The organism is Marinobacter sp. M5B, from assembly GCF_042604615.1.
GTDB lineage: Bacteria > Pseudomonadota > Gammaproteobacteria > Pseudomonadales > Oleiphilaceae > Marinobacter > Marinobacter salarius.
The window spans coordinates 2372294-2392188 of the sequence record NZ_CP156894.1 but is presented as its reverse complement, the minus strand read 5'-3'; the positions used below and the strand labels follow the sequence as shown (position 1 = coordinate 2392188).

The window sequence follows — 19895 nt, the reverse complement described above, 5'->3', positions numbered from 1 at the left end:
TATCCCCATAATGCCCGCTTAACCGTGGAGGAGTGGATGTGTTGAAAGCGCTTGTTGCTGTGCTTGCCATTGCTGGCGTCGTTGCGCTGGGCATTTTTGGCCCGCGTTGGTTGATGTCTGAAGATGTCGCCGAGGCCGATCAGGGCACGGTTGAGTGCGATCTCCTCAATACTACGTGCCACTGGGCTCAAAAGGGCAAGAGCTGGCATGCGCGGTTGCAAAAAAGCGGTGTTCAGGCCCAAGGCACGGAATACCATTTAACGGTAAAGACCAACGGGAATCAGCCCCGGATGCTGGCTGTGCTGCGGGGCGAGTCCATGTACCTGGGGGAGTATCCGGTTCCCATGACCAAGGCGGGGATGTCGCCCGATGGTGAGGGCCAGCTCTGGGAAGCGCGGTTTACCGCACCTTTCTGCACCACCGACCCTAGCATGACCTGGCGGATCGACCTTCAGGCCGGGATGGATCACGCCTTCGTGATGCCCGTAAAACTGACGTTTGTAGCCAAGGGCCGCGTCTGACGATGGGATGACAGTGTGTCAGGATTGTGTAAAATCAGCAGACCACCACACATCGCCCAGGGAAGAGTATATGGATTACGGTGATAGCGTACAGAAAGTTCTGCTGAGAAAGATCCAGAAAGCGGAACAGGATCTGCTTCAGCTCAAACTGGATTATTGCCGTTTCATCTTTGGGCTCAGCCATCGCACCAGGGTCATCTGCAATGGCATAAGCTATGTAGTACGTTCCGTGGATGTAGAGTCGATGGAGCGTCTGGACGACGGGTGCTTTTCCCGGCCAGAGGTGGCTGGCAGCCCGGCCGATAACCCGGATACCACAGACACCGTGAACCTCGGCGTTGACTGGACGCTGGAAGAGTCTGCTACCCGCCCCAAAGCCCGCGGTTGAGCGGGTCCTCCTGTAAACGTCAAATAAAGGCGTTCGACGTAACCGTTGAGTAGAGGCTGTGTTCCTGCGGAACATAGCGATGCCCGCTCCAGTGCTCTGCACCGCTTACACCACCTCTGAAAAAGGCCAACAAGGTCGAACTGCCGGTCATCGTTGATAGCGCCTGGACGGCTTCGGGTTGCCGTATGCCGATTTTTCGGCTGGCCAGTTTGCTGACCAGATCAAGCAGCGCATCTGAATGCCGTTGCGGTTTTTCACACAGGGCGCAGGCAGCGCCATACAACCAGACGACGGCGTATTCCCGAACCGCATGGGGCGCGGTTTCCAGAACCAGCCCATGTTCCCGGCAATCCCGGTCCTGGAGACTCAGCAGGATATGCAGTTGGGTGATCAATCCACAGGTGTCTGAGGGAGCTGAGCGGGTTGGTTGCGGAGCGGCAACGGAGCGTTTCTGTTGAGCCTCTGGTAGAGGAGGCTGGGCCGAATGATGGTCGCCGGCCACCATTGTCACCACGGACGCCGGCACGAACGGATCGTTCCGGACCAGGGTAAGCATGCGAAAGACCAGTAAAAGCAGCAGCGCAATCAGCCCGACTTCGAACAGCATAATAAAGCTGCTAATCATAGGTATTCCCTCTTGCTCAAATCCTGCTCAAATCCTGGCCGAGCGGTGTTCTGGTGGAGATTGTTACATCCGGTATCTGAAGTGTAACCAAATGTATTCTGAGCACGAAGGGAAGCCGGGCCAAAAGCGGCAGGAATCCATGGAACTGTGACGCGGTAGGCAGCTAGCAGGTAGGCATGGTCTGCAGGGCGAGTTTCCTGCGGATAAAGCGGCCTAATATATCGACACCAATATTCAGGGATGCAGTGATCAGGATCAGCACCATCGCGCGATCAAACTGAATGTTCTGGATGGCGCTGTCGACGTAGAAACCCAGGGTGTAGATGCCCAGTATGCCGAGGATCGCAGTCTCCCGCATGATGATTTCCCAACGGTAGAACAGGAACGCCAGGAATGAACGATAGACCCTGGGCACCAGTTCGTAGGTATACCGATTAAGACCAGTCGGCGCATCCGGGCGTAACCGGATGGTGCTGGACTGCCGGCCAATCAAATGGCCGATGATGCCCCCGTTATGCAATGCCAGCGCAACAACGGCGGGCAGCATGGACGGGCCCCATAGTTGCAAAAGGATATACGCCAGGATGTACTCCGGCGTGGAACGCATGATCACCAGGAAGACATGCCCCGAAGTACGGCGAACCGGCCCGCCGAAGTGAGTCGATATCAACGGGAAGGCCAGCAGTGCAATGAGCCCGGTTGCAACCAGGGCCACTTGGGTGAGGATTACCGTGTTCCAGATGCCCGGCATGGCCTGATTGACGAACATGTCCCCCAGCCACGCGCCCATGCCGGCCCAGCCTTCTTCACCACGCAGTGGTGACGGCACGATGTCCTGGGTGAAAAACCGGCCGACGTTACTCCAGACAATCGGGAGACCTTCGCCAAGAAAAAACGGAGCGCCAAGGATATAAACGGGCAACAGCTTCGGCTTTACCCAGAGCGGCATGGTGGCTATCAGCACGTAGAAAAGGATCAGCATGGCGCCGGCGTCGGAATAGTGGCCTTGAGAAAAGGCCGATTCCAGGTAGAAGCCGAGGGTTGGCAAGCCAACAAAGCCAAGGATGGCACTGGAGCGCAAGCCGCATTCCAGCCGGTACGCGGTGTAGGTTCGCAGTTGCACCCAGCAATCCGGTATTTTGGTGTACAGAAAGGCAGAAATAACGCCTGTACGGGGCGGCAACAGGCGACCGGGTTCCGGGTCGGCTTCTTCCAGGATTTCCGAATAGACCTTGGCGAAGATACCGGCGTAGGGGATAGCGATGGCTAGAACGCCTGTCAGCGGATGGAAGCCGAAAAATTGAAGGAAAATAAGCGCCCAGAACAGCTCGTGTATCGCTCGCACAAACGCGCACAGGATTCTGACGGGCAGCCAGCGATAAACAAGTGCCAGAAGAAAGCCGCTGATACTGCCGAGAGCGACGCCAACGAAGGCAAAGGCAACCGTCCGAAGCAGGGCGGTTGCCAGCCCTTCGGTACTGAAAAAATCCGGTGTTATCACGCCCAGGAAGAACCGGCCAAGATCTTTCCAGGGATTGGCTGCCGTGATAGTGATATCGGCAAACACCAGGCCTACCAGGGCGATGGCGATAAAGATCAGGCTGGTTTTTACGGTTGGCGAAGACAGCATAGGAGTGGAATCTGGGCCGGTTGAGTCAGTAGAGTGGCGCAATGTCGGCCGGTGTGAGCTTTTCGCTCGACTCGTCCAGCGCGATCTGCCCGTCCTGGATACCCACGATACGGGTGCAGTATTCCAGTGCGAGCTCGACATCATGGAGTGCGATAACGCTGGTCTTGAAGCGCTCTCTCAATAACGTCATAACCTGGTGGGCAAGCGGCCCATCCAGGGCAGAGACAGGCTCGTCCGCCAACAAAAGTCCTGACTGCCGGTAAAGGGCACGGGCGATGGCCACGCGCTGGCGCTGTCCGCCGGACAGCGATGCGGTGGGCATCCAGGCTTTCTCGGTCATCCCCAGTTCCGACAATAGGCTTTTGACGTCACGGCTGTCCCGGGTGAATGGCCGAACCAGGGTAACCATGTTGTACCAGTTGCCGTGGGCATCGAGGCGGCCCATGTACACGTTGTGGAATACCGGTAACGCGTTGACCAGTCCCAGGTCCTGGGGTACCAGCGCTGCCAGACGCTCCACCTGCTCATAGACAAGCCGGATCAGAGTGGATTTTCCGGCGCCGCTGCGGCCTACCAGGCCAACGCGCTCTCCTTCCCTGACACTGAGGGAGAGCGGGCCAATCACCCGCTCTCCACCAAAAGACGCCGTCAGGCCGGACAGATCGAATCCCGACATTAATCGATGATTCCGATCTGCTTTCCAACTACCCGGATCGGCTCGTAAGCGTCATTGGAGACTGGGATGAAACCACTACGGGGAAAGCTTTCAAGCAATTCAGGGTCGTCCATCGCAAGCAGGGCTTCCTGAAGCCGTTTCTGGAAACCTTCACCGAACTGTTCGTTGACGTCGCCGCGAACACTCCACTGATAGTTCGGGTACGACGGCGTTGTCCAGATGACCTTCACCGCGTCGGTATCAATGTTGCCGTTTTCCATTTCCTTGTCCCACACTGAGAAGTTGATCGCGCCAACATCGTAGGTGCCCGCCTCTACGAGACGAAGGGTGCGGGTGTGATTGCCACTGAAGCCTACACGGCTGAAGACGTTGTCGGGGCTGTCCTCAAAGGATTCGCGAATATAGTACTCCGGAATCAGGCGACCGGAGGTTGACCCCTTGGAACCGAAGGTAAAGGTCTTCCCCTGGAGTTCGTCGGACAGGGTTTCCATCTCGTCAAGTCCGGTACTTTTGTGGGCAATGAAATGAGTGTAGAACGCTTTGTCTTCCACGCCCTGGGCAATCGCTTCAGAGCCGGGAACCAATTCGCGGGCCTGCACGCCGGAAAGCCCGCCGAACCAGGCTAGCTGGACCTGGTTGTTGCGGAAGGCTGAAACCGCGGCGGCGTAGGATTTGACAGGGATATAGCGAACATCTACGTCCAACTCTCCTGCCAGGTAATCGGCGATACCCGTGAAGCGTTCCACCAGTTTGGTTTCGTCTTCATCGGGAATGGCGGTGAAGACGAGTGTCTGGGCTGAAACGGTTGCTGAAGAGAGCAAGGTCAGTAAGCTGGCGACAGCGAATTTCCGTATCAATTTCAAAGCCATTTGAATTTCCTTGTGTCTGGAGCTGAATTTAGCGGGGTCACATGTCCGGACGGGAAGCCCGAAGCTATCCAGAATACCGTGATTTACTGCAACTCTGAACAGCTATACGATTCTATGAGCCAATCAGGTTAGGGGTATCCGGCAAAAAATGAAAATCTTGATGGAAACCGACACTCATGAAAATCATCCTGAATACCCCGGCGCTACCGGGCTCCAGGGCTGGTAATCGGGCCACGGCGGACCGATGGTGCCGGTTGCTTGAGCAGGCCGGACACCGGGTTTTCGTTGTGACCGAATACAACAACGAGCCCTGCGACCTGTACATTGCCCTGCACGCCTGGAGGAGCCATGAGGCCGTTCTTCGCTTCCGTGACCGTAACCCGGAAACGCCGATAATCGTTGTGCTTACGGGCACGGACATATACGACCACCAGTACCGCTACCCGGAGCAAACCCTCCATTCCATGGCCCTCGCGGATTGCCTTGTGGGGCTCCACCATCGTGTTGGCCGGGATATTCCCGAGCGTTTCGTGCCAAAGCTGGTGACGGTGTTGCAGTCCGCCGATCGGCCCGGGGGTAATGCAGGCGTCGATACCAGGCATTTCGATGTCTGTGTTATCGGACACCTGCGCGAGGAGAAGGACCCTCTGAGGGTCGCAATCGCGGCGAGGACATTGCCGCCAGGTTCGACCATCCGGGTGCTGAATGCAGGCAAGGCTCACAGCCAGGATTGGGCTCGGCGAGCCATAGCCGAACAGGAGGCCAATCCGCGTTTTCAGTGGCTCGGCGAAATTGACAGACCGTCCACCCATCAGCTTATGAACCGTTGCCGTGCCATGGTTATCAGCTCGGTGATGGAAGGAGGCGCTAATGTCGTATCCGAAGCCTGTCGTGCAGGGCTGCCGGTTATCGCGTCGGACATCTCCGGCAATATTGGCCTACTGGGTGAAGATTACCCGGGGTACTTCCGTGTAGGCGACGAGGCTGATCTTGCGAAGGTGTTACTGTGGGCGGAACAATCCCCCGAATATCTTGGGGAACTGACCGATCGCGTCACCGAACTCGCCTCTTGCTTTGTTCCTGAAGCTGAGCAAGCGGCCCTGCTCACTGCGATTGAGAAGGCCAGGGCCAAAGGCGACCGTCTCAATCCCTGAGTGTGATGGGCTCGATGGGGCCGCTCTCATCCTGCGGCAACACCCGCCCTATAATGGCAGTGTGGGGATAGCCCATTGCTTTCAGCTCACTGATACAGGCATCCGCCTGGTCAGCGGGCACGCTGGCCAGCAGTCCGCCGGCGGTCTGCGGGTCGAAGATCAATGGGTAGCGAGGATGGTTGACCCACTTTTCCTGGTCTCGAATACCACGCCGGAGACGAATGTTGGCCGGCTGCAAGGAGCTGAGGATACCTGCTGCTGCAGTTTCCTCAGCGCCAGGCAAAATCGGTATTGCCGTGAGATCGAGCTCCGCATCAACGCCAGAGGGGCGAGTCATCTCAACCAGATGGCCAAGCAAACCAAAACCCGTTACGTCGGTGCAGGCTCGTGAACCATATCGGCGCAGGCACTGGGCCGCGTCTTTGTTGGACTGCATCATTGAGGCCAGGGCAGAATCAATCCAGCGGCCTTTCGCGGCAAGTTTGGCGTGGGCAGCGAAGAGCGTCCCGGTACCGATAGGCTTGGTCAGCAGCAGAACGTCTCCGGCCCGCAGGCCGCCCTTGCTCATGACGTCATCCGGATCAATCAACCCGTTGACGGCAAAGCCCAGTGCCAGCTCACGGCCTTCACCCGTATGGCCGCCTACCAACGCGCAGCCAGCTTCATTCAGCACTTCCACGGCGCCGGACATCATCTGGTAAACCACGTCTTCCACCTTGGACTCTATGCCGTAGGGCACGGTCGCTACGGCGGTGGCACTCTGAGCTTCGGCGCCCATGGCAAACACGTCGCCCAGGGCGTGATTGGCGGCAACCCGGCCGAACACATAGGGGTCGTCAATAAAGGCGCGAAAGAAATCGACGGTGTGAACCACCGCCTTTCCGGGTGGGACGGTCAGTACGGCGGCGTCGTCTGGGGCGTGTAGACCAATCAGGATGTCATCCCGCTCTATTGGTCGCAGCTCGCCGAGGGCCCGTGACAGCACGGTACTGCCCACCTTGGCACCGCAGCCACCGCAACGCATGGCCACCGCGGAGATGGCCTGGGACGCTTCCTCGGGGTTTTGTGCGGCGCCGGTGTCGGGCAGGGCGGCGTTTTCTTCCATGGCGGGAAGATCATTGAATTTCGCCATGAAGCGTCTATCAATGCTGTTTTTCCAGCGCCAGACCCAAGAACCGGCCAACGACAGGTCACCTCTGGAGGCCACTGCGAATTTGTCGCCGGTACTGATCAGCGCCATCCATTTTTTCTGCGGCCGGAATGGCTTCGCGGGCTTTCCGAGGGCATGGCGGCGGAGGTTGTCCGCCAGTGGCCGGCCCTGACGAACGGCAAATACGCCGGCTTTTTCCCGGGGGTGATTTACAACGTTGGCAATGTCACCCGCCGCGAAGATATCGTTGTCGGTTTCTGTCTGCAGGGTGTCCGTCACCCGGATAAAGCCACCGTCGTCCAGGGCCAGGCCGGTATCCCGCAGCCACTCGGGGCCGCCGGCACGGGTGACCCAGAGCACTTCGTCAACCGACAGGGTGTCGCCGGACTCCGTGGTCAAACGATTGGCCTCGACCTCTGAGACTGCGGATCCCAGGTGAACCTTCACCCCACGGCTTGCGAGTGTGTCAGCGAATACCGCACGCACCCTGGCGTTGTGGGTAGGCAGGATCTGCTGGTCTGCATCAAACAGATGAAAGTGCAACTGGTCCGGGTCGTGGCCGCGCTTTTCGAGCTCATTTCGTAGCCGGAACTGCATGGCCAGTGTGAGTTCAACGCCACCTGCACCTGCGCCGACCACAGCAACGGTCATCGGGCCGTCATGGTTTTCCAGCCGCGACAATAATGACAGCCAGCGATTGTTGAATCCGTTGATAGGCTTGACGGGCACTGCATGTTCAGTTGCGCCGCTGACGTCACCGACCTTGGGAGCGGACCCGATATTCACCGACAGAATGTCGTAAGGCACGTCCGGTCGGGAGCGGCAGACCACACGTTTTCGATGGCGGTCGATGCCAACAACTTCATCGCGGTAGAAGCGCGCGCCCGCGAACTCGGCCAGTTTGCTGAGGTCTATATGGACGTCGTCGTAGGAATAATGCCCAGCCACATACCCGGGAAGCATTCCGGAGTAGGGTGTATGGGTATCCCTGCAGATGAGGGTAAGGCGGACACCAGGCACTGGGTTCATGGCAAAGCGCTTGAGAACGCCTACGTGGCTGTGTCCGCCGCCAATCAGGACAATGTCCCGTAAAACAGGCTGTTCGGATTGTTGCATTAAATAACTTTCTTGGCTTCGTCGCTGAAGGTGTTAAAGCCTTTCACGCTTGAAAATGCCTGAAGCTTTTCTTTGTCCGCGTCAGACGGATTGGCGATCTGATCAACCGAGGTGATACCGGCTTCCTTCATTTTGCGGGCGGTGGCCGGCCCAATACCTTTAACCTGGGTCAGGTCGCTCTTGTCCTTCGGCTTTGGAGCGCGTGTTGCTGCAGCCGGCTTTGCCGCTGGCTTCCGCGCGGCCGTGGCGGCTTTCTTGGGAGCGGCTTTAGTGGCTGCGGCCGGACTTTTGGCGGCGGTGCTCGCCTTGGGTTTGGCGGCTTTCTTTGCAGTTGCCGCTTTTGGTGTGGCGGGCTTCTTGGCGGCCGGTTTTTTGGCCGCTGTCTTACTGGCGGTGGATTTTTTCGGAGCTGACTTGCCTTTGGCAGCAGGGCCGGCCTTCTTGGCGGCCTGGCCTGCGACCTTCTTCGCCTCTTCGCTGGCTTCCTTGCTGGCAATACCAAGGCGGTCCAGGATATTGTTTTGCAAATCGTGGAATTCACCCAAGCGACGTTCAAATTCTTCGTTGAAACGTTTCATTTCACGATCACGAAGCTCATCCACTTCCTTCAACAGTTTGCGGACGGGTTCCTGAATCTGGTTCTGCAGGCTGTCGAACTGCTTGAGGGCGTCGTTGATCAGCTTTTCGATCTGTGATGACGTTTTATCGAACTCTTTGTTCACTTTCTTGACGACTTTATCAACGCTTTGCTTGTTGGCTTTCTTCGCCATAAGGACTTTCTCCTTGAAGTGCAAGTTGATGTGGGGCGTTGGTGAGTTCAGGCCAGTTGCCGAATGCTGGAGGCGGGCCCTGAGGAACGTCTGGATTTTAGCGTCTGCTTCTTGAGCACCACCTCACGAATGCGCTTGAGTTTTTCGCTCAGGGCAGACGAGGAGTTGTCATTGAGTTCTACGAAATCAACGGAATAGAAGAAATTGCTACAGTGTTTCCTGCGTTCCGTTACCAGGCCGGTAATTCCATCCGCCCTGATGTCGTCAAACGGCATTTCCATCACGAGATCCAGGATAACCGTATCACCGGGGTTAAATATCTTGTCCGTCTTCATCACACATCCGAAGTGATCGAGTTCGAACAGCGCGGCCTGCACACGCTCCCGGCGAAAGAGGCCACGCTTGATGTGAAAATGTGCGACAAGATCCGGTAGTGCTTCGTTCATCTAAAAGTGATCTCTTTTGCACCCCGAGGGGGTCCGGACGACACCCCTAGGGCGTGTTCCTGAAAGTATATGGTTAAACAATAGCCACACTCTGTTGGTTTGGCAACGTGTTCAGTGTCATACGATAGAGCTCTCAGGCGGTTCATCAACTGTTTTTATCATTTTGGCCCGTTTGTAGCGTGTTGAGCTCGTAAATATCCGTGCGCCGGTCTTTCAGGTTCGTCACCGAGCCTTCGTTGCGCACCAGCTTCAGCTTTTCCAGATCCATATCTGAAAACATGATCATTTCCGTATTCGGTGTGGTTTCCGCCATCACCGCATCGTGGGGGAACGCAAAGTCCGACGGTGAGAATACGGAAGACTGGGCGTACTGCACGTCCAGGTTCTCAACCTTGGGAAGGTTACCCACACTACCGGTGATCACGACATAGCATTCGTTTTCAATCGCCCGTGCCTGCGCACAGTGCCGCACCCGAAGGTATCCGTTCTTGGTGTCCGTCCAGAAGGGCACCATAATAATATCCACCTCTTCGATGGCCGCCAGGCGCCCCAGTTCCGGGAACTCGATGTCGTAACAGATCATGATGGCCACGCGGCCGGCGTCGGTGTCGAACACCTGGAACTTCTCACCGCCTTCGATGACCCAGTCACGGCGTTCGTGGGGCGTGATATGGATCTTGCGCTGCTCGTCGACGCGGCCGTCGCGGTGGCACAGATACGACACGTTGTAGACCCGATCATTTTCGAGCAGGGGCATTGAGCCGGTAATGATGTTGATGTTGTAACTGACCGCCATTTCCGACATCTGATTGCGGAATTGCTCGGTAAAGCCTGCCAGAAAGCGAATGGCCCGTGTCTGGTCCACCTGGTCCGTCAGGCCCATCAGCGGTGCGTTGAAAAATTCTGGAAACAGGGCGAAATCGCTCTTGTAATCCGAGAGCGCATCCACGAAGTACTCCACCTGTTCCAGCACTTCCTCCACAGAGGTAAATTCACGCATCTGCCACTGAACGGCACCCAGGCGTACTTGAGTCTTCTTGACGTTAAGCACCGGCGACGGCGGTGTATAGAGGATGTTCCGCCATTCCAGCAGAGTGGCGTAGCCCAGGGATTTCTCGTCTTCCGGCAGGTACTTGTGCATCAGCCGGGTAACCTGGAAGTCGTTGGACAGCTGAAAGCTGAGGATCGGGTCGTAGATGTCCTTGCGATCCACACGCTGGATGTATTCTTCCGGAGAGTGCTGGTCTGAATACTTATGATATCCGGGGATGCGGCCACCCGCCAGGATGGCGCGCAGGTTCATGGATCGGCAGAGTTCTTTGCGAGCTTCATAAAGCCGCCGGCCAAGGCGGTAGCCGCGATAATCCGGGTGGATAAACACATCGAGGCCGTAAAGCGAGTCGCCTTTGGCGTTGTGCCAGATTTTTTCATTACGCAGGATCAGGTCGTCGTAGGTGTGCGGGTTGCTGAATCGCTCATACTTGACGCACACCGTGAGGGCTACGGCCACCAGGTCACCGGACTCTTCGATACAGATCTGACCATCCGGAAACTGTTGCACCAGAGCTTCGATCGTGTCCTCTGGCCAGGCACCGCCAATATCGTCGTAGACCCTGTCCATCAGTCGCTGGAGCTGTGGGTAATCATCACTGGTCAGGTTACGAAGGTTGAGGTGCAGTTCTTCGTGGGCCATATACGGCAGCTCCCGTTGGGTGTGGAAATGACGGCAAGAATTGTCGATTGCTTCAGTATTTTATCAGAGAGCGCTAAAGACTTCTTATCACCTAAAGCTAAAGACTTCTTATCACATAAAGTTGATGGCTATATGCTGATGAAGGACGATGCCTCAGAAGCCACGCTGCCTGCGGATTTCGACCCACGCACGCGGCCCTGGTTCAAACAGGCGAAACAAAAGGGCTCAGCGTCGTTCACCGAACCCTACGTGGACGCGGGCACTGGAGGCACCATCATTTCCACGCTGGCACCGGTCAAACGTGGGGCTTACCAGGGTGTTGTCGGTGGTGATATTGCCCTGAAGACCATAGAACAGACGCTCTCCACGATTACGCTGGCCAACACCGGCTATGCCGCCCTGATCAGTGACGACGGCACCGTGTTGTTTCACCCGGACCAGAAACTGGTTGGCAAGAAGATCAGCAGTCTTTTGGGAGAATCTCCTCGGCTCAGCGGTGAAATTCACGAATATGACACCGGAGATGCCAGTTGGACTGCCGGTTTCCATCGCATCAAAGGTGCCCGTGGTGTTGAGTGGTATCTCGGCACTTTTATCAACGAGGACAAAATCAATGCGCCGGTCCACGCCGCTCGCGTAACCGGGCTGATCATCGCAGTAATTGGCTTGTTGGTGTCCCTGGTGATCCTGCGTTTTGGTATCCGCGTGCTGATGGCTCCCGTTCGTAAGCTTAATGCCGCCATGGCATCAATCGCCAGTGGCGAGGCGGACCTCACCAAGCGCCTGGACGATAGCGCCAACGACGAGTTCGGCAAGCTCGCGGCGGAGTTCAACAGCTTTGTTGAGAATATCCAGAATGTGGTCCGGGACGTCCAGCAAGGCACCGCCGAGCTTGGCGAAAACGTGTCCTCCCTGCGGGATACCGCCAGCACCAGCCGAGACAGCGTTGAAAAACAGCAGGCCGAGATTGATATGGTGGCCACGGCCATCAATGAGATGTCTGCCGCTGCCGGGGAAATTGCACAGAATGCCCAACAGACCGCGGATGCCTCCAACACCGCCGATGCAGACAGCCGTGCTTCCCTTGAAACCGTTGCCGCTTCCCGGGATGCAGTACAGAAATTGTCAAAAGAGATTAACGCCGCTGCGGAAGTCATCGATAAACTCGGCAAGGACGTTACCGACATTACCTCGGTTCTCGAGGTAATTCAGGGGATTGCTGAACAGACCAACCTGCTGGCACTGAACGCGGCGATCGAGGCCGCAAGGGCAGGGGACGCGGGTCGTGGCTTTGCGGTTGTTGCTGACGAAGTGCGCAACCTGGCTCGCCGCACCCAGGACAGCACGGAAGAGATCAACAACATGATTGAGCGCCTGCAAAGCGGTGCAAACCAGGCGGTGGACGTCATGAAGGCATCAACAGCGGTCTCGAATGTGAGCATGGAGAAAGCTCAGGATGCCATGGAGTCGCTCAACCGTATTGCTGATGCGATAACGTCGATCAGCCAGATGACCTCCCAGATCTCAACGGCTTCTGAAGAGCAGACCTCTGTGACGGAAGAGTTGAACTCCTCCATCACCCGGATTGCCGACCAGGGCCAGGAAGCCGCCAAGGCTGCCAGCGAGAACGACGTCTATAACGGTCAGATCGAATCGGTCGGCCACACGCTTAGTAAGAACGTGTCACGATTCAGGGTTTGAGTAAGACGTTTTCTGGGGCGCGGATAGTATCTGGATTCGCCGTCGGAGTTCGAGGAGGGTTCTGGTGCCGATGGCCCGGGATTCGTCCGTCAGATAGGGATTTTCCAGAACAAGGACGTTCCGGCTGTGCAGGTTTAGCTCGTCGATGGACTGGCCGTAGTATTGGTTGAGGTACGCGCCAAAGCTGCCATCGAAAATGGCCCTTTCCATGCCCAATTGAAGCCGATGTGCCGTTTCGTGGTCGTGCCGGTTGACGAAGAAGTAAGAGGGCATCGGATAGGCGAGCAGCAGGTCTGGCTCGATGGCGAAGTCTTCGTTGTTTTCAAGCTCCAGATCGAAAAGAACCTCGTTGACTCCCCGGGCGAAGCATTCAAAACGATGATTCTCCAGCATGCGGAAAAGAATTTCGTACCGCGAGTGAGTCACCACGCTGACTCCGTTGGCCTGCAGAATCGACGAATCCGGCCAGTGTGCGCCCTGGCCGATGCGGATACCGACTTCCTCAAGATTGCCAAGGCTTCGGATGCCTTTGAACCTGGGCAATGATTCTTTAAGCACCACGCACACCCGAAGCCCCAAAAGTCCGCCATCGATAGGTATGGGGATGGCCTGCAGGCTTTCTTCCCTCTGTTTTGATGTCGCGACATTCGCGAGATCGACCAATTTTGATTGCTGGCGCTCAAGTTCGCGGACAACCCGGCCTTGGGCCATCTCCGGGGTGCGAGTGATTCGATACGAACCGTATTCCGGTGTCTTGTCGAAGGCGAGGGCAACCAGGGCACGTATGGGTGGGCTGTCGTAATTGCGGTACCACAGGCGATATTCCCTTGCCTGTGTTTCTCCAGACAGATATTCCGAAGACACACCGGTTCCCGGGCAAACCAGAAACAATGCCAGGGCCGTCAGCCAGCCACGCGCACGCCTCACTTTCATTGAAGACTTACTCCCGCGTCCATTCGAGTTTCTTGTTATCGCCCGTTTTGATATCCAAGCAGTTTAGGTGAATTTTTCTTTCGGGAAAGGGATAACCGTAAAAAATCCCGAAAACAGTTGCGATACCTTTTAAACGGCTGCAATCATGGGCGTTAAATCACCAACAGGTAAGAAGACATGGCGTTCATCGACAATCTGATAGGTGCAACCGGCCATTGGGTGTCTGAATCGAATCCTGGTGCGCGAATCACCCAACCGCTGGCCTGGCTCCGTAAAACCAGTGGTTATGCGGCCGTCAACCGAATTATTGGCCTATCAATCCCGTTTGCTCCACGGAATCGATTCAGTGTCGAGGAGATTCGCCCGGGGTTCGTTAAGGCAAGAATACGCCTGAAAGGCAATAAGAACCACTTTGGCAGCCTCTACGCCGGTGCCTATTTCCTGGTGGCGGAGATCCCCGGTGGCGTGTTGACGCTGTTTGATCTCGGCCCGGCTTACACGCCGATTCTCAAGGAAATGACGCTTCAGTTCCTGCAGCCGGCGAATTCCGATGTGTTTGTCGAGTTTTCACTGGACGCCGCCACGGTTGAAGCCATCAAGGCCGAGGCCGATGCTACGGGCAGGGCCGCGTTTGAGTTAGAAGGCACACTGTACGACAGTGACGGCCATCATGTGGCCACTTCGATGGCCCACTATCGTGTTCGCAAGAAAGGCTTCCAGGCGCAGTGAACTGAGGTCGATTCAAGCGCCGTCCAACTCCCTTAGGGCGGCGAGGAAAGTTTCCCCGTATTTTTCGAGCTTTGCCGCACCCACGCCGTTTATCTCAGACATTTCGGCAAGGCTGTTCGGTTTCTTGTCCAGGATTTCAAACAGCGTGGCATCGTGGAAAATCACGTAGGGCGGCACGCCCTTCTCATCCGCCAGCGATTTTCGGCAGGCCCGCAGCGCTTCCCAGCCGGGTTTGTCAGTGATCTGGTCTGCAATCCTGCGGCGGCCGGACCCTGATGACCCACGGCCACTGGAGGCCTTCACCACGGGATCCTTGCGTAATTGGATAGCTACCTCGCCCTTAAGTAGTGGGCGGCATTGCTCCGTGAGTTGCAACGCTCCATAGCCTTCCGGGTCAGCCCTAAGGTAACCATTGGCCACCAGCTGACGAAATACGGACTTCCAGTCGTTTGCAGACAACTCGGTACCAATTCCGTAGGTGGAAACCGTTTGATGGCCGGACTGCAGGATGCGTTCGTTCTCAGAGCCGCGTAACACATCAATCAAATACGTAACCCCGAAACGTTGGCCGGTTCTGAACACGCAGGAGAGCGCCTTCTGAACAGCAATCTTGCCGTCCCAGGTTTCCGGTGGAGTCAGGCAGGTGTCACAGTTGCCACAGGGCTGTTCAAGGGTGTCGCCGAAATACCGCAGCAACACCTGTCGCCGACAGCTTGTCACTTCGCACAGGCCTAGCATGGCATCCAGCTTCTGGCGCTCAACCCGTTTGAAGTGGTCATTGCCCATGGAGCCTTCGAGCATCTGTCGCAGCTTGATCACGTCCTGCAGGCCGTAAACCATCCAGGCGGTCGAAGGCTTTCCATCACGACCGGCTCGTCCGGTTTCCTGATAGTAGGCTTCCAGGCTTTTTGGAAGGTCCAAGTGGGCGACAAATCGAACATCGGGTTTATCGATGCCCATGCCAAAAGCAATGGTGGCCACGATGATGACGCCGTCCTCGCGTAGGAAGCGCTCCTGATTCCGCGCGCGATCACCGGCATTGAGGCCCGCATGGTAGGGCAGAGCGGTGTAGCCTTTGTCACTGAGCAGCTTCGCGGTGCTGTCGACTTTGTTGCGGGACAGGCAATAAACGATGCCGCAGTCGCCATCATGTTCCGCTTTAATAAAATCCAGTAGTTGTTTGTTTGCATTGGTTTTCGGAGCAATTCTGTACTGAATATTCGGGCGATCAAAACCACTGATAAAGTGTCGGGCTTCGGTCAGGGATAGCCGTTCAGCGATCTCCTTGCGGGTGCGCTCGTCCGCGGTGGCGGTGAGGGCTATGCGGGGTACGCCCGGGAATTCATGGGCCAGCCGGCTTAGCTCCAGGTAGTCGGAGCGGAAATCGTGCCCCCACTGGGACACACAGTGGGCTTCGTCGATGGCAAACAGGGAAATAGAAGCATCATGTAACAGGCCCAGTGTGCGAGGCTGGATCAGCCGTTCCGGCGCGCAGTAGAGCAGATCCAGTTCGCCGGTCATAAGCGCGTTTTCAGTGTCCCGGGCCTGTTCGAAATCCATGGTGGAGTTCAGGAACGCGGCCTTGACGCCCAGTTCTTTCAGCGCTGCCACCTGGTCCTGCATCAGTGCAATCAGAGGTGATATGACGACAGCTGTTCCGGCGCGAACCAGGGCTGGCACCTGATAGCAGAGGGATTTACCACCACCGGTGGGCATCAGTACCAACGCATCGCCACCGTTAACCAGCTCGCGGATAATGTCGCCCTGCAAGGGCCGGAAGGTCTCGTAACCGAAAACACGATGAAGGACTTCTTCCGGGTCCTGGTCGGTAACACGGGGGCGCTCTGTGCTGAGTTGTGCAAAATCCATGACTTGGCCAGCGGTGTTGGTTGAGGGTAAAGGGTGCCGTTCTGGCAGGCAGGCCATGATACCAGAAAGCGGTCACGGAATCGGCGGAGACAAACAAACCTTATAAACGCTACAATGCGCCTTTTTTCTGCACCCAACAAACAGGAACTCCATGCAGGAATTTGACGCCATCCGACCTTACTCGGACGAGGAAACCGGAACCGCCATCAACAATCTGGTACGGGATCCGGAATTTCTGGATATGATTGGCCGCTTCAAGTCGCCCACACTGGCCAAATGGGCGCCGGGAATGCTCCGGGTATGGGTCAAGCGCTGGCTGGCCAGGAACTTTGGCGGACTTACCCGTATCGACGACCTCCAGGCGCGATTGTCTGGCTACGTTGGTGAACTGGTTGATCACACAACGACCCGGGTTACCCACAGCGGGCTGGAAAATCTGGACAAGCAGAGCGCTCACCTGTTCATCTCCAACCACCGCGACATCGTGTTCGACCCGATGGTGGTCAATTACCTGCTGTTCGCGAACGGCTTCAATACCACACGTATTGCCATTGGCGACAACCTGCTGGCGAACCGCGTATTTGCTGAAATGATGCGGCTGAACAAGAGCTTTGTGGTGCGTCGCAGTATGACCAGCCCACGTGAAATGCGGGACGCCTACATCATGCTTTCGGCATTTATCAATCACAGTATCGACAACAACGAGAGCATCTGGATTGCGCAGCGTGAAGGGCGCGCCAAAGACGGGCTGGATTTCACCGATCCCGCCATTATTAAAATGTTCTACATGAGCCAGAAGAAAAGTGGGTTGGATTTCGGCGAAGCCATGAACCGGCTGCACATCGTGCCGGTGTCCATTGCCTACGAGTATGATCCCTGCGATATGGACAAGGCCCGAGAGCTCGAAACCCGATCCCGCACGGGCAAGTACATTAAGGCCGAAGGCGAGGATACTAACCAGATAATGCGCGGGCTCACGGGGTTCAAGGGCCACGTGCACGTGCATTTCGGAGCACCCATCGCGGATGCCGAAAACACGCCTAAGGAACTGGCTGCCCGGATCGATCGGGAGATGCATGCCAATTATCACTTGCACACGTCCAACCTGGTGGCCTATCAGCAAAGAGGCATTCATCCTGATTCACACGCCAGCAGAGACTCTGTAAGCGATGCGGTGGTGACGGCAGAGGCCTGGTCAGCGGCGGAAATAGAAGCCGCCGAGGCGGAGATGGAGCGTCGACTCGATGCCTGCGACCCGGCGATTCGGCCCTACCTGCTGGATATGTACGCCAACCCGGTGGTCACGGCGCTTGAAGCTCACAATGGCAACGGCTCGACGGATACACCAACGGAACACCCCTGATACCCGAGGTATTTTGTGCAAGAACTTCAATATATCGAATTGGAAACCAACCCCAATCCTACTGCCGCCGTTATCTGGCTGCATGGCCTTGGAGCCAGTGGCCATGATTTCGAGCCGGTAGTGCCGGAGTTGGGGTTGCCCGACAATGCAGCTGTTCGGTTCATTTTTCCTCACGCCCCCAACATGCCGGTCACCATTAACGGCGGAATGACGATGCCAGCCTGGTACGACATCAAGGCAATGGATATTGATCGAGTGGTGGACACCGATCAGTTGATGGCCTCGTCAGACGCGGTTGCAAAACTGGTGGACCGGGAAATTGAGCGTGGCGTGAAGAGCGAGAACATTGTGATTGCCGGATTTTCCCAGGGGGGCGCCGTGGCCTACGAGCTTGGGTTGAGCTATCCGAAGCGCCTGGCGGGCATTATTGCCCTGTCAACATACTTTGCCACTGCGAAGACTGTGAAGTGCTCAGAGGCGAATCGTGACATCCCGATCCGGATCTATCATGGCACCTTTGACCCCATGGTACCGGAGGCCCTGGGCCGGCAAAGCGTGGAAAAGCTGCAGGACATGGGGTTTGAACCCACGTATGAGACCTATCCGATGGAACACAGCGTGTGCATGGAAGAGATCGTGGATATCGGCAAGTTCCTTCGCGATAACGTGCTGTAAAGCTCGCCTGCCGTTCGATTGGCGAAGCCTAAGCAGGGCAGGTTGCCTCGCTTAGCTTCGCCAGAACGCTGGTGAAAGCACAATCACCACGCTCAGTATTTCCAGACGCCCCATCAGCATACCCACCGATAGAATCCATTTGGCAAGCTCCGGGAGCGGTGCAAAAGTGCCCGCTGGCCCAATTGTGTCGCCGAGCGCCGGGCCAACGTTGGTCAGTACGGTGAGCGCTCCGGACAGGCTGGTGATAAAGTCCAACTGCAGAGCTGCCAGCGCGACCGTTATGATCAGCAGGCACAACAGAAAGATAAAGGTGTAGGCAATCATTGAAGCGATAATTTCGTCGCTGACCGCGCGGCCGTTATAGTTGCGGGTGAATACGGCCCTGGGATGCAGCAGCCGCATCAGCTGCTCCCTCAGCACGATCAATGAGAGCTGGAAGCGGAACACTTTCATGCCCCCGGCTGTTGAGCCAGAGCACCCGCCGATAAACATCAGAAAGAAAAACAGCACAAACGCAAGTGGGCCCCACGCAGAGTAATCTTCCGAGGCATAGCCGGTTGTTGTGACCACAGACGTGACATTGAAGAGCGTCGACACGTAGCCGTTAACGAGGTCGAACTCCACTGGTGAGACGTACCAGCGGTAAAGAGTCAGTAAGGCAGGTACCACCAGCAGGATGGTCACGAACAGCCGCACCTGCTGATCCCTGAACAGCACGCCGTGCTGGCCATGCATTTCCCGGACAAAAAGAAAGAACGGCATGCTGCCGATCATCATGAACAGGGTGGCTTCCAACAGAATCAGGTTGGAGTCGAACTTGCCCATGGACAAGTCGGATGTGGAGAAGCCGCCGGTCGCAATACTCGTCAGGCCATGGTTGAATGCGTCAAACAGGCTCATACCGGACAACCAATAGGTCGTTACCGCAAGCACCGAAAACGCCACGTAAACCAACAGCAGGCCACGACTGAGGGTTTTCATTCGCGGCAGGGCCTTGTCAGTCCATTCTGAAGATTCCGTTGCAAAAAGCCGCATGCCGCCCACGCGGAGGAAGGGCAATACGGCAACGAACATGCCGATGATCCCGATGCCACCAATCCATTGCAGTACAGAGCGCCAGAGCAGTAGGTCCTGATCCATGGTGTCCAGGCCGGTAAGCACCGTGGCTCCGGTGGTGGTGATGCCGGATGTGCCTTCGAAAAAGGCCTCGCCGAGGGTGAGCCCCAGATCACTGAGATAGAACGGGAGCGAGGAGAGCAGGGCGATAATAAACCAGCTGGAGACGGTCAGCACGAACATGTAGCGGGGCTTCAGGTCTCGTGCCTGGCGGTAGGTCGCGAGAATGCCCAGCAGCCCCGTGCCAAAACAGATAGCCGCAGACTCCGCAAACGCCATGGCATTCGGCGATTCAGAAGTTACGAGAAGAAGCACAGGTAAGGTCATGAAAATACTAAGAAGTATAAACATGACGCTCATGATAAAGATTACGGGGTTCAGGTTTCTCAAAGGACGCTCTAGCCGGCTGAACAGAGAGACGGCGTCAGAATACATGCGGCTTGGGGCTTTCGCAAGGTGGAACCCGCAGTG

The 19895-nt window shown here is 56.6% G+C and carries 18 protein-coding genes; 7 read left to right on the top strand and 11 right to left on the bottom strand.

Translation table 11 applies throughout. The annotated features are described in order from the left end of the window. The first annotated feature begins 38 nt into the window (after nucleotides 1-38). Together AAGD24_RS10845 and AAGD24_RS10840 are read left to right on the top strand one after the other, a co-directional pair. Entirely contained in the window at nucleotides 39-521 is a 483-nt protein-coding gene (locus tag AAGD24_RS10845) for a hypothetical protein (RefSeq protein WP_228209682.1), read from the top strand. A gap of 70 nt (nucleotides 522-591) precedes the next feature. Then, complete coding sequence (locus tag AAGD24_RS10840; protein WP_379865068.1) at nucleotides 592-909, top strand: hypothetical protein; 318 nt, start codon at nucleotides 592-594, stop codon at nucleotides 907-909. Nucleotides 910-928: 19 nt separating this feature from the next. On the opposite strand, the gene AAGD24_RS10835 is transcribed toward AAGD24_RS10840, so the two are convergent. From AAGD24_RS10835 to AAGD24_RS10820, 4 genes are all read right to left on the bottom strand, one after another. Beyond that, nucleotides 929-1534, bottom strand: a complete 606-nt coding sequence (locus tag AAGD24_RS10835) for a hypothetical protein (protein ID WP_379865067.1) — start codon at nucleotides 1532-1534, stop codon at nucleotides 929-931. A 163-nt stretch (nucleotides 1535-1697) separates the two neighbouring features. Next, a complete protein-coding gene (locus AAGD24_RS10830; protein WP_379865065.1) occupies nucleotides 1698-3164 on the bottom strand; it encodes a PhnE/PtxC family ABC transporter permease in 1467 nt (488 codons plus the stop codon). Between the two features lie 25 nt (nucleotides 3165-3189). Then, entirely contained in the window at nucleotides 3190-3840 is a 651-nt protein-coding gene (locus AAGD24_RS10825; protein WP_036207303.1) for a phosphonate ABC transporter ATP-binding protein, read from the bottom strand. After that, nucleotides 3840-4709, bottom strand: coding sequence for a putative selenate ABC transporter substrate-binding protein (locus AAGD24_RS10820; protein ID WP_052479427.1), 870 nt, complete (start codon nucleotides 4707-4709; stop codon nucleotides 3840-3842). Before AAGD24_RS10820 ends, AAGD24_RS10825 begins: the two co-directional genes overlap by 1 nt. Before the next feature lie 176 nt (nucleotides 4710-4885). Between AAGD24_RS10820 and senB the strand changes: the two genes are divergently transcribed. Continuing rightward, nucleotides 4886-5863: a selenoneine biosynthesis selenosugar synthase SenB gene (gene senB / locus AAGD24_RS10815; RefSeq protein WP_379865063.1), complete on the top strand. Its 978-nt coding sequence runs from the start codon at nucleotides 4886-4888 to the stop codon at nucleotides 5861-5863. Here the strand turns inward: senB and selD are convergent. The 4 genes from selD to AAGD24_RS10795 form a co-directional block, all read right to left on the bottom strand. Then, nucleotides 5853-8129 carry a selenide, water dikinase SelD gene (gene selD / locus AAGD24_RS10810; protein WP_379865061.1) on the bottom strand — a complete coding sequence of 759 codons (2277 nt, stop codon included), beginning with the start codon at nucleotides 8127-8129 and terminating at the stop codon, nucleotides 5853-5855. The two genes, senB and selD, sit on opposite strands and share 11 nt — an antisense overlap. Beyond that, on the bottom strand, nucleotides 8129-8899 hold the full coding sequence (locus AAGD24_RS10805; protein ID WP_085680631.1) for a helix-hairpin-helix domain-containing protein: 771 nt from the start codon (nucleotides 8897-8899) through the stop codon (nucleotides 8129-8131). Before AAGD24_RS10805 ends, selD begins: the two co-directional genes overlap by 1 nt. A 47-nt stretch (nucleotides 8900-8946) precedes the next feature. Then, complete coding sequence (locus AAGD24_RS10800; protein ID WP_007152149.1) at nucleotides 8947-9345, bottom strand: hypothetical protein; 399 nt, start codon at nucleotides 9343-9345, stop codon at nucleotides 8947-8949. A gap of 145 nt (nucleotides 9346-9490) precedes the next feature. Then, nucleotides 9491-11038: a bifunctional GNAT family N-acetyltransferase/carbon-nitrogen hydrolase family protein gene (locus tag AAGD24_RS10795; protein ID WP_036207289.1), complete on the bottom strand. Its 1548-nt coding sequence runs from the start codon at nucleotides 11036-11038 to the stop codon at nucleotides 9491-9493. Between the two features lie 132 nt (nucleotides 11039-11170). On the opposite strand from AAGD24_RS10795, the gene AAGD24_RS10790 reads away from it, so the two are divergent. Beyond that, nucleotides 11171-12739, top strand: a complete 1569-nt coding sequence (locus AAGD24_RS10790; protein WP_379865059.1) for a methyl-accepting chemotaxis protein — start codon at nucleotides 11171-11173, stop codon at nucleotides 12737-12739. Here AAGD24_RS10790 and AAGD24_RS10785 read toward each other — a convergent pair. Further along, a complete protein-coding gene (locus tag AAGD24_RS10785) occupies nucleotides 12722-13672 on the bottom strand; it encodes a hypothetical protein (RefSeq protein WP_036207283.1) in 951 nt (316 codons plus the stop codon). The genes AAGD24_RS10790 and AAGD24_RS10785 overlap by 18 nt on opposite strands. A gap of 177 nt (nucleotides 13673-13849) precedes the next feature. Here AAGD24_RS10785 and AAGD24_RS10780 point away from each other — a divergent pair, with 177 nt between their 5' ends. Beyond that, a complete protein-coding gene (locus AAGD24_RS10780) occupies nucleotides 13850-14401 on the top strand; it encodes a PaaI family thioesterase (RefSeq protein ID WP_036207280.1) in 552 nt (183 codons plus the stop codon). 12 nt (nucleotides 14402-14413) lie between these two features. Here the strand turns inward: AAGD24_RS10780 and recQ are convergent, their stop codons facing one another. Beyond that, nucleotides 14414-16270: a DNA helicase RecQ gene (recQ, locus tag AAGD24_RS10775; protein ID WP_379865057.1), complete on the bottom strand. Its 1857-nt coding sequence runs from the start codon at nucleotides 16268-16270 to the stop codon at nucleotides 14414-14416. Between the two features lie 151 nt (nucleotides 16271-16421). On the opposite strand from recQ, the gene AAGD24_RS10770 reads away from it, so the two are divergent. Together AAGD24_RS10770 and AAGD24_RS10765 are read left to right on the top strand one after the other, a co-directional pair. Beyond that, a complete protein-coding gene (locus AAGD24_RS10770; RefSeq protein ID WP_228209672.1) occupies nucleotides 16422-17633 on the top strand; it encodes a 1-acyl-sn-glycerol-3-phosphate acyltransferase in 1212 nt (403 codons plus the stop codon). A 15-nt stretch (nucleotides 17634-17648) separates the two neighbouring features. Continuing rightward, entirely contained in the window at nucleotides 17649-18308 is a 660-nt protein-coding gene (locus tag AAGD24_RS10765; RefSeq protein WP_041333396.1) for an alpha/beta hydrolase, read from the top strand. A 51-nt stretch (nucleotides 18309-18359) separates the two neighbouring features. Here AAGD24_RS10765 and AAGD24_RS10760 read toward each other — a convergent pair whose 3' ends face one another. Next, a complete protein-coding gene (locus tag AAGD24_RS10760) occupies nucleotides 18360-19775 on the bottom strand; it encodes a TrkH family potassium uptake protein (protein ID WP_075194863.1) in 1416 nt (471 codons plus the stop codon). Nucleotides 19776-19895: the final 120 nt, after the last annotated feature.